The 9,133-nt window shown below is 69.9% G+C and carries 11 protein-coding genes; 5 read left to right on the plus strand and 6 right to left on the minus strand.

The genetic code is table 11. The features are described 5' to 3' along the window. Positions 1–126: 126 nt before the first annotated feature. The 5 genes from FNH08_RS36030 to FNH08_RS36050 all read right to left on the minus strand — a co-directional run bounded on the left by FNH08_RS36030 (position 127) and on the right by FNH08_RS36050 (position 2,588). The gene (locus FNH08_RS36030) at positions 127–417 is read right to left on the minus strand and encodes a DUF3303 family protein (RefSeq protein WP_152775740.1); all 291 of its coding nucleotides are present in this window, start codon (positions 415–417) and stop codon (positions 127–129) included. A gap of 113 nt (positions 418–530) precedes the next feature. Beyond that, the gene (locus tag FNH08_RS36035) at positions 531–980 is read right to left on the minus strand and encodes a PIN domain-containing protein (RefSeq protein ID WP_322726042.1); all 450 of its coding nucleotides are present in this window, start codon (positions 978–980) and stop codon (positions 531–533) included. Beyond that, positions 977–1,243 carry a cupin domain-containing protein gene (locus tag FNH08_RS36040; protein ID WP_152775741.1) on the minus strand — a complete coding sequence of 89 codons (267 nt, stop codon included), beginning with the start codon at positions 1,241–1,243 and terminating at the stop codon, positions 977–979. The genes FNH08_RS36035 and FNH08_RS36040 overlap by 4 nt, the downstream gene beginning before the upstream one ends. A 115-nt stretch (positions 1,244–1,358) precedes the next feature. Next, a complete protein-coding gene (locus FNH08_RS36045; protein WP_152775742.1) occupies positions 1,359–1,964 on the minus strand; it encodes a hypothetical protein in 606 nt (201 codons plus the stop codon). Positions 1,965–2,192: 228 nt separating this feature from the next. After that, on the minus strand, positions 2,193–2,588 hold the full coding sequence (locus FNH08_RS36050) for a bifunctional DNA primase/polymerase (RefSeq protein WP_322726043.1): 396 nt from the start codon (positions 2,586–2,588) through the stop codon (positions 2,193–2,195). A 123-nt stretch (positions 2,589–2,711) separates the two neighbouring features. Between FNH08_RS36050 and FNH08_RS36055 the strand changes: the two genes are divergently transcribed. From FNH08_RS36055 to FNH08_RS36065, 3 genes are all read left to right on the plus strand, one after another. After that, on the plus strand, positions 2,712–3,548 hold the full coding sequence (locus FNH08_RS36055; protein ID WP_152775744.1) for a helix-turn-helix domain-containing protein: 837 nt from the start codon (positions 2,712–2,714) through the stop codon (positions 3,546–3,548). Continuing rightward, positions 3,545–3,736: a DUF397 domain-containing protein gene (locus FNH08_RS52485; protein WP_322726044.1), complete on the plus strand. Its 192-nt coding sequence runs from the start codon at positions 3,545–3,547 to the stop codon at positions 3,734–3,736. The genes FNH08_RS36055 and FNH08_RS52485 overlap by 4 nt, the downstream gene beginning before the upstream one ends. An 81-nt stretch (positions 3,737–3,817) precedes the next feature. Beyond that, positions 3,818–4,453 (plus strand): TetR/AcrR family transcriptional regulator, encoded by a 636-nt coding sequence (locus FNH08_RS36065; protein WP_152775746.1) that lies wholly within the window; start codon positions 3,818–3,820, stop codon positions 4,451–4,453. A gap of 54 nt (positions 4,454–4,507) precedes the next feature. Here the strand turns inward: FNH08_RS36065 and FNH08_RS36070 are convergent, their stop codons facing one another. Next, positions 4,508–5,545, minus strand: coding sequence for a LacI family DNA-binding transcriptional regulator (locus FNH08_RS36070; RefSeq protein WP_322726045.1), 1,038 nt, complete (start codon positions 5,543–5,545; stop codon positions 4,508–4,510). Between the two features lie 232 nt (positions 5,546–5,777). Between FNH08_RS36070 and FNH08_RS36075 the strand changes: the two genes are divergently transcribed. Both FNH08_RS36075 and FNH08_RS36080 read left to right on the plus strand, forming a co-directional pair. Beyond that, positions 5,778–7,724 (plus strand): glycoside hydrolase family 127 protein, encoded by a 1,947-nt coding sequence (locus FNH08_RS36075; RefSeq protein WP_152775748.1) that lies wholly within the window; start codon positions 5,778–5,780, stop codon positions 7,722–7,724. Positions 7,725–7,797: 73 nt separating this feature from the next. Then, a complete protein-coding gene (locus FNH08_RS36080; RefSeq protein ID WP_322726046.1) occupies positions 7,798–9,045 on the plus strand; it encodes a sugar ABC transporter substrate-binding protein in 1,248 nt (415 codons plus the stop codon). Positions 9,046–9,133 lie beyond the last annotated feature (88 nt).

A 9,133-nucleotide genomic window follows, 5' to 3' on the forward strand; every position in this document is an offset into this window, starting at 1 on the left:
CCGTACGACCCCAGCCCCTTCGCCCGCGAACGGCACGTGTGGCTCGGGCTCCACGCCGCGGCGACGCGGAGCCTGGCCCAGGGGTCGATGATCGTGTTCAGCTGACACAGCCGATGCGGCCGAGGGTCAGCGGATCTGCGACAGCCCCTTCTGCAGGTCGTCCTGGTTCATGACCGGGAAGACCTCGATCTTGGCGTTGAACTGGGAGAAGAACGGTTCGGCCGCCGGGGGCAGCTGCGAGCTGTCCTCCATGTCGAACACCAGGAAGCAGGTACGCCGACCCTCCTCGGGGCCGAAGTAAGCCGCCTCGGGGTGGAGGCGCTCCATGGTTTCCTTGAGCATTTCCGGCAGCTTGCCGGTGCGGATGGCCTCGTTCGACTTCTCGGTGTCCATTGTGGCCTTCAGCATCACGCGCATGGCACTCACCTTCCTCCGGTGCGTACAGCGTCAGGATATGTCCGCCATGCCGGACCGTCCTCCCGGACATACGAAGGGCACCCGCCGTGCGGGCGCCCTTCGTCCTGGGGTCGTCAGTGCTGCTCGACGATCCGGATCGTACGGATGCCCGTGCCGCGGTACCGCGTGGGCGTCCTGGTCAGGACGGGCCGCCCCCGGGGCCAGTCGACGGTCGGCAGAGCAAGGTGCAGCACATGGACACCGCTCCAGTCGTCCTCGACCTTGCCGTCCTGCTCCCCGTCCTCGGCGGTCGCCGTCCGCAGACGCTTGCCCACGGCGGTCGCCGCCGCGAAGTCGAGTCCTTCGATGTTGACAGACGGCAGCGCGCCGACGTGCTCCGCGACCCCCGCACGCTCACGCTCGGCGGCGGCCAGGCTGAGCGCTGGGATGTACACCCGCAGGGCAGGGTCCTTCTCGGCTTCTACGACGAGCCGGGAAGTCATGCTGTTCCCCGCGCCGAGCGCCAGCGCGGCCGTGTCGTCGAAGATGACGGCACGCGGCAGAGGATACCGCTCCTCCGTCACTGGACCTCCCCGATGCGCCCGGCCCCCAGGTCGGCCCACAGCTTCTCGCCGGCCTTCTCGTCCTCCTCCGTGTACGGCCTGCCGAGGAAGTGCTCCTCGACGTATGCCTTGGTCTCCTCGTACCGCTTGCGCAGCTCTTCCTTGGTCGGCGTGGCCCCGGCCAGCTCCGCCACGAGGTCCCGCATGCTGATCCCGCGCTCCCGGGCCAGCTCCTGGAGACGGTCTCGGACGGCGGGGTCGACCTTGATCGTGGTGTCAGCCATGAGGACAGTATACCGACGGTATACCACCTCTGGGCGCACGAGTGTGAGGGTCACCGACACTCCGTTTCTCTTGGATGGACCCGACGCGCGGATGCCGCCGGGAGCCTGCGTGCGCCTACGCGGGCACCGCTCGCCTCTTCAGCAGCGCCCGGACCAACTCCCGCCACCCGAAGGCGTCCGGCCCGCGGCCCTTGACCTCAACGGTCGTGACGGGCGCGACCGTCGGCGGCACCGGACGCCTGCCGCGCAGACGGTCCTCGACAACGGCCCGCGCCGAGGGCACCCGCCACAGCCAGCCGTCCGTCAGCGCCGCCCGCACCTGGGCACTCGTCGCGCCCAGGTCCCACCACTCCTCGACGAGCGGCGCGAGCCGTCGCGCCTCGGCGGCGGTGAGGGCGAGCCGGTAGTCGACCTGGGCGAGGGAGAGGAGCAGGTGCACCGCGAGCTTGGTGCGCCTGCTCGGTACGTGTGAGCGCTGAACTTTCTCGATTTCACCTTTTGGTGGCCCGGGTTCGTACGGAGCGTCGAACACCTCGTAAAAGGCGGCGACTTGCCCAGCCCCCGCCCCCTCGCGCACCACCCGCCGCAGATACCGCAGTTCCTCCAGCTCACGCAGGGCGGCGGCGATGCGCGACCGCCCCTCCACGCGGTGCGCGGCAAGCATGCGGAGGGTGACTCGGGCCTGGTCCGGGAGGGTCAAGAGGTACGTCAGTACGCTCACCGCGCACCAGGAGATGCTCCGGTCGCGGAGAAGGGCCTGAGAGAAGCCTGAAAAGGCGCGCGCGGGCGCCGTACGATGGGTACGCATTGGGAGGGTTAGCTCCTGGTGTCGAGCCCCCGGGTGTTGGCGCACCGCGGGGGCGATTCGTTTGTTGGCGTGACTCTACGGCCACGCAGAGCGACGAGCGCAAGCCGGAAAGGGCTTTTCCCGGGTGGTAGGTCACGTAGTTCACCCCGGAGAGTGAAGGGCGCTGCGCAGGAGCAGCGTGTGGACCAGGTGGTCGGCGGCCGTCGGGCGATAACGCCAAGTCAGGGGCCAGGTGGAGCCGTTGAGCGCCGGGACCGGGATGTACGAGATGCGGTTCGGACCGGCGGTGAGGCGGGTGACGCCGGCCGGCCAGGTGCGGTGGGACGTGCTGCCGACGGGCACGAGGAAGTAGACGGCGCGGCGGCCGTTGGCCTCCTCGACGATCGGTCCGGGTGTCCCGCCCGTCATCCGGGCGAGGTGGTCGGCGAGGACGCGGCCATGGCCGCCGTCCACGCGGATCGCGTCGAACTGGACGCCCGCCTTACGGAGTTGGATACCGGCGTGCGGAATCCAACCCAGGTCACTTTGCGTGTTCACGGGGCCAGTCTCCGCAGGCCGGACTACGGTCGTCCATAACCCTGTGTCAACCATCGATTACGTTGAGATGTGGCACGGATCAGTTGTGACCGGTTGAGTTCGGTTGAGTCCGGGGGTGACCGTATGGCGCGGATGGGTAACAAGTCGGAGGCGAGCGGAACCGCATATCTGATCGCCACCCTCGCGAAGGCGTTGCGCGAGCAACAGCGGCTTTCGCAGGAGGAGTTGGGTAAGAAGGTCGGCTACACGGGATCCGCGATCAGCGCGATGGAGACGTGTGCGCAGCCGGCGAGTGATCAGATGCTGGTGAGGCTGGAGGAGGTGATCGGCGCGGGGTTGGGGGTGTTCGAGAAAGCGCGGGAGTACGTGCGGCTGGACAAGTACCCGCCGCAGTTCAAGGACTACGTGGTGCTGGAGCAGCGGGCGTTGACCCTCTCCACGTATGTGACCTTCGTGGTCCACGGCCTCTTCCAGACGGAGGCGTACGCTCGCGCCTTGATCGGTGGCGGCTATCCGCCCCTCAGGGACGAACGCGTGGACGAGCTGGTCGAGGCGCGGCTGGCGCGGCGGGCACTCTTCGACCGCGACCCGACGGCGTTGATCGAGCTGGTCATCGAGGAGTCCGTGCTGCGGCGCGTGATCGGCGGTCGCGAGGTCATGCACGGGCAGATGCTGCACCTCGCCGAGTGCGCCCGTCGCCGCAACGTCACCCTCCAGGTGCTGCCGATGGACTGCGGTCTGGGGGGTGAACACTACGGCGACAGGGGCGAGATGACGCTGCTGGAAACCCCCGAGCACGACCACCTCGTCTACCTGGAGATCCAGGACGAGAGCATCCTCGTATGCGACCACGCAAAGGTGACGACACGCGCCCAGCGCTATGCGAAGATCCGATCACAGGCCCTGAGCCCACGGGAATCGCTGGGCTTTATCGAGCAGTTGGCGGGAGAACTCCTGTGACCAGCACCCTGCAATGGTTCAAGTCCAGCTACAGCAACAGCAGCGGCGGGGAATGCCTCGAAGTCGCCCACGAGGCCGAACTCCGCGCCACCCACATACGCGACTCCAAGAACCCCACCGGCCCCACCCTCGCTGTCTCCGGTGAGGCCTGGGTCGCCTTTCTCGCCACCGTCTCCCTCACCCTATAGCTCGAAAAACTGCAACACTTTCTCCAGATCTGTCGCAGTTTTCCGGCAAGCACCCCTCCCTCCCCTGCCACGCTGACCGGCATGAGTGGATCGAGCGCCTCTGTCTGGCAGCCGTCAACGGGCACGGTGTACCGCGCGACCCTGGACGCGCTGGCCGAGTACGGTCCCCGTCGTGTCGGAGTGACGCACATCGCCCGGCGGGCCCGGTGCAACCGTTCGTATCTCTATCGCCACTGGAGCAGCACCCAGGCACTGATCCGGGACGCCACCCTGGCAGAGCTGAGGCACGTGCTGGACGTCGCTCGTGACGTGCCGGGCCCACTGCCGCCGTCGCACTGTCTCGCGCCGCGCGTCGTGGTGCGTGCCGCGCGACTAGTGCGGGAGCACCCTGTCGTGAGGACCATGGCCGTGACCGATCCGGAGCTCACCCACGCCGCCGTACTGCGCCCGACGACCGTCTGGCACACGGCGGCCTGGTCCTGGCTCTGCCGGCACGTGACCGCGCATCTTCCCCTCGGCGCCGCACAGGACGTGGCCACGCTCGCCGTACTCACGACCGCGCTGCCCTACGCCCTCACCCCGCCGCCGGACTCCCCGGATCGCTCCGGTCCCGCCGCCGAGCGCGCGTCCATCGATGACAGGCTGGGCGCGTCCCTGCACCTCTGCCTCGGTCTCTCCGCCGCCTGCCCGGACTGCAGGTCGGAGGACGTCCGGTAGCCGACCCGTGCGGCCCCGAGAGGCCCCGAGAGGCCCGGAGAGGCCGCGGCGCCCTCAACTCGACTCACGCACCACCAGTCGGCACGGCACCGTGTGCACACCGGGTGACGCCTCGTCCTCGATCGCCTCCAAGAGGCGCAGCGCGGCGATACGGCCGATTTCGGCGAGGTTCATGTCGACGGTCGTGAGGGGCGGGCGGGAGGCGAGGGCCATGGTGTCCCAGTTGTCGTAGCCGACGACAGCGATGTCGGCGGGGACGTTGACGCCGCGTTCCCGCAGGGCGTCGGCGACGCCCCGGGCGATCTGGTCGTTGCCGCAGAAGAAGGCGTCCGTGTCCGGGGCGGTGCGCAGTACGGCGTCGGCGGCACGGCGGCCCCATGCCTCGCTCCACTCGCCGAAGTGGACCCGCCCGGTCGACAGACCGAGCCCCGACTCGTCGAGATGCTCCACGGCGTGGTGGGCGCGGTCCCGGGCGGCCGCGTGGTGTTCCGGGCCGGTGACGTGGGCGATCCTGGTGCGGCCACTCGCCAGCAGGTGCTCGACGGCGAGCCTGGTCCCGCCGGGATCGTCGGAGACGACGGAGGTGTCGGCGGTGTCCGTGGACGGCGAGAGCGCGTAGACCACGGGTATGGCCTCCAGACCGGCGACACTGGTCAAAGGTGGGCGCGCGTCCGTGCGGCGGCCCGTGACGATGATGCCGTCCACCCGCCGGTCCAGCAGATTGCGCAGGTGGTGCTGCTCCCGGATGGCGTCGCCGCGTGTGTCGCAGAGCAGGACCGAGATCTTGCCGGCGCCGAGCGCGTCCTCGGCGCCCAGCAGCACGGGGGTGCTGAAGCGGCCGATGCCGTCCGTCGTCACCAGGCCGACCGTCCAGCTCCGCCCGGCGTGCAGGCTCTGGGCGTGCTGATTGGGCCGGAACCCGAGCGTCGCCACGGCGTCGAGCACCCGCTGCCGGGTTTCCGGGCGCATCCGCCCGCTGCCGCTCAACGCCTTGGAGGCGGTACCCACACTGACACCCGCGAGGGCGGCGACGTCGGCGAGCCTGGCACGGCCGGCGGAGGTAGAGCCTGGAGCACCTGCGGCAGGGGTCACTGAGCAAACCTTTTCCTCGGGACGAGCGACGCGGCCCATCGTGGCAGGCGCGGAAGTTGAGCGCCAGCCCGTGAGCAAGCGGAAAAGGCAAAGAGAAAAATATGCTGCTCCGGCTCTTGACCTAAGTTCCCGCCTGCCCTCTACTTTCTCGCCAGGAAAACGATTGCTCAAATGAACTCCGCTTGCCCTCCCACCGGTCAGCTCGCCTGCCGCCGTCCACCCCCGGAGAGCCATGCCCCGCACACGCTCCGCCCTGCCCCCAACGGGCCCGGTCCGCCTCGGGCCGGGCGCCCGTGCCGCGCTGCGCCCCGCCATCGCCGACATCGACGCGGGCTTCTGGCACACCCGGCGCACGGTCAACGCGCGCACCTCCGTCCCGCAAGGCCCCGAGCTGCTTCAGGCCGCGGGCAACCTGCACAACCTGCGGCTCGCCGCGCCGGCGACGGAGGCACTGTCGGACGCGGTGGTCGAGGGCGCGTTCCAGGGCGCGTATCCGTTCGTGGACACGGACGTCTACAAGTGGCTGGAGGCCGCCTCCTGGCAGCTCGCCCAGGAGACCGACGAGGACCTTCAGGCGCACGTCGACCGGATCGTCGCCCTGGTGGCCGCCGCCCAGCAGCCGGACGGCTACCTCAACACCTGGTTCCAGCTGGTCAAGGGCGGCGAGCGGTACAAGGACCTGCGCTGGGGCCACGAGCTGTACTGCGCGGGGCATCTCATCCAGGCCGCCGTGGCCCACCACCGCGCCACCGGCCGCCCCGAACTCCTCGACGTGGCCCGCAGGTTCGCCGACCACATCGACTCGGTCTTCGGCCCGCCCGGAAGCGGCAAGGAGATCGACGGCGTCGACGGCCACCCCGAGGTGGAGACGGCACTCGTCGAGCTGTACCGGGAGACCGGCGAGCGCCGCTACCTGGACCTGGCCGGCTACTTCGTCGACCGCTACGGCCACGGCCTGCTCGGCGGCGAGGCGTACTGCCAGGACCGGGTCCCGTTGCGCGAGGCCGTGAACGTCGAGGGGCACGCCGTACGCCAGTTGTACCTGCTGGCCGCCGCGACCGACCTCGCCACCGAGACCGGGGACACCGGACTGCGTGCCGCCACCGAACGGCTCTGGCACGCCATGACCACGACCAAGACCCACATCACCGGCGGACTCGGCGCCCACCACGACCAGGAGGACTTCGGCGACCCGTACGAACTCCCCAACGAGCGCGCCTACTGCGAGACCTGTGCCGCCATCGCCTCCGTCCAGTGGAGCTGGCGCATGGCCCTGCTCACCGGCGAGGCCCGCTACGGCGACCTCATCGAACGCACCCTCTACAACGGCTTCCTCGCCGGTGTCTCCCTGGACGGCGAGCGCTGGCTGTACGTCAACCCGCTCCAGGTCCGCGACGGCCACACCGACCCCGGCGGCGACCAGTCGGCCCGCCGCACCCGCTGGTTCCGCTGCGCCTGCTGCCCTCCCAACGTGATGCGGCTGCTGGGCAGCCTGGAGCACTACCTCGCCACGAGCGGCGAGGGCGGCCTGCAGATCCACCAGTACGCCACCGGCCGGTACGCCGACGGGCCGTTCGCCGTACGCGCCGAGACCGACTACCCCTGGCACGGCACGATCGCCCTCACCGTCGAAGAGACCCCGTCCGACCGTCCCTGGACGCTGTCCCTGCGCATCCCGCAGTGGTGCCGCGAGTTCCGCGTCCGGTGCGGGGAGCGGACGTACGACCAGACCGACGCACCCGTCACCGGCGGCTGGCTGCGGCTGGAGCGCACCTGGGCGCCCGGCGACGAGGTCGTCCTCGAACTCGGCCTGGAGCCGCGGCTGACCGCGGCCGACCCCCGCGTGGACGCCGTGCGCGGCTGCGTCGCGATCGAACGCGGACCGCTCGTCCACTGCCTGGAGCAGGTCGACCATCCCGGCGGCGGCCTGGACGACATCGTCCTCGACACCACACGCCCGCTCGCCGTGAAGCACCGCCCTGACCTGCTCGGCGGGGTCACGACGGTCGTGGCCGCGGGCCGGCGCCGGCACATCCCCGACGCGGGCTGGTGGCCGTACACCTCCGGCGACACACCCGCTCACCAGGACGGCGAACCCGTCGAGCTGACCGCCATCCCCTACTACGCCTGGGCCAACCGCGAGGACGGCGGCATGCGCGTCTGGCTCCCCACCTCCTGACTGCCCCTCCGCCTGACTCCCCCCTCCTGGCCGCCCCTCCTGAACGCCCCTTCCACGACAACGAGGTCGCCCCGTGATACCCACCCGCAGAACCCTGCTGGCCGCGCTCGCCGCCGTCGGCACACTCGCCTCGCTCACCGCCTGCGGAGGCGGCTCCGACTCCTCGGACTCATCCTCCGGAGCGCCCAAGGGGACGTACACCTTCTGGGACCCGTACCCGCAGTTCGACGCATCCTCGCCCTGGGGCAAGCGCATCAGCGCCTGCGGGAGCAAGGCCGGGGTGAAGGTCAAGCGCACCGCGTACGACACCTCGGACCTGGGCAACAAGGCGCTGCTGGCCGCGCAACAGGGCAACGCGCCCGACGTGATGCTCGTGGACAACCCGGTCGTCTCGACGCTGGTGGAGGCGGGGATCCTCAACAAGACGAGCGACCTCGGCCTCGACACGAAGTCGGTCCAGAAGAACATCATCGGCGCGGGCACGATCGACGGTTCGGCGTACGGCGTACCGATCGGCGCCAACACGCTCGCGCTCTACTACAACAAGAAGGTCCTGTCCGCGGCCGGTGTCGACCCGGCCTCGGTCAAGGACTGGGACTCCCTGACATCGGCCCTGAAGAAGGTCAAGGCGGCCGGGAAGAAGGGCATCACCTTCTCCGCCATCAACACGGAGGAGGGCAGCTTCCAGTTCCTGCCGTGGTTCTGGGGCGCGGGCGGCGACCTCACGAAGCTGAACTCGGCCGACGGTGTGGCCGCGCTGGCGCTGTGGAAGCAGTGGGTCGACGAGGGCTTCGCGCCCAAGGATGTCCTGCAGAACACGCAGACCACCAGCTGGCAGGAGTTCGCCACCGGGGACTACGCGTTCAGTGAGAACGGCACCTGGCAGCTCGGCAACGCGGAGAAGGCCGGCTTCGACTACGGGGTCATCAACATCCCGGCGCGGAACGGGGGTTCGGCGCCCGTCCCGACGGGGGGCGAGTTCGTCACCGTACCCGTGCAGAAGGACACCGCGCGCTACGACGTCAGCAAGAAGATCGTCACCTGTCTGACCAGCTCGTCGAACCTGCTGCCCACCGACATGACCCTGGTGTACGTGGCGCCGACGGCCGAGGTGCAGGCGGAACAGGTGAAGCAGAATCCGAAGCTCAAGCCGTGGGTGCAGGCGGTGGCCTCGGCACGCGGCCGCACGAGCGGGGGCCTGGGGACCAAGTACCCCACCATCTCCCAGCCGATGTGGACGGCCGTCCAGGCGGCCCTGTCCGGAAGCAAGGCCCCGAAGGCCGCCCTGGACACGGCGCAGTCGGCTGCCGCCAAGGGTTAGCGCGTCAAACGCCGGAGGGGCTGGATGGTGCGGGGCTGCGCCCCGCAAGGGGCGCGGGGAACTGCGCGACCAGCCCCCACCCACCCGC

Origin of the sequence: Streptomyces spongiae, assembly GCF_009377185.1 — a bacterium.
GTDB lineage: Bacteria > Actinomycetota > Actinomycetes > Streptomycetales > Streptomycetaceae > Streptomyces > Streptomyces spongiae.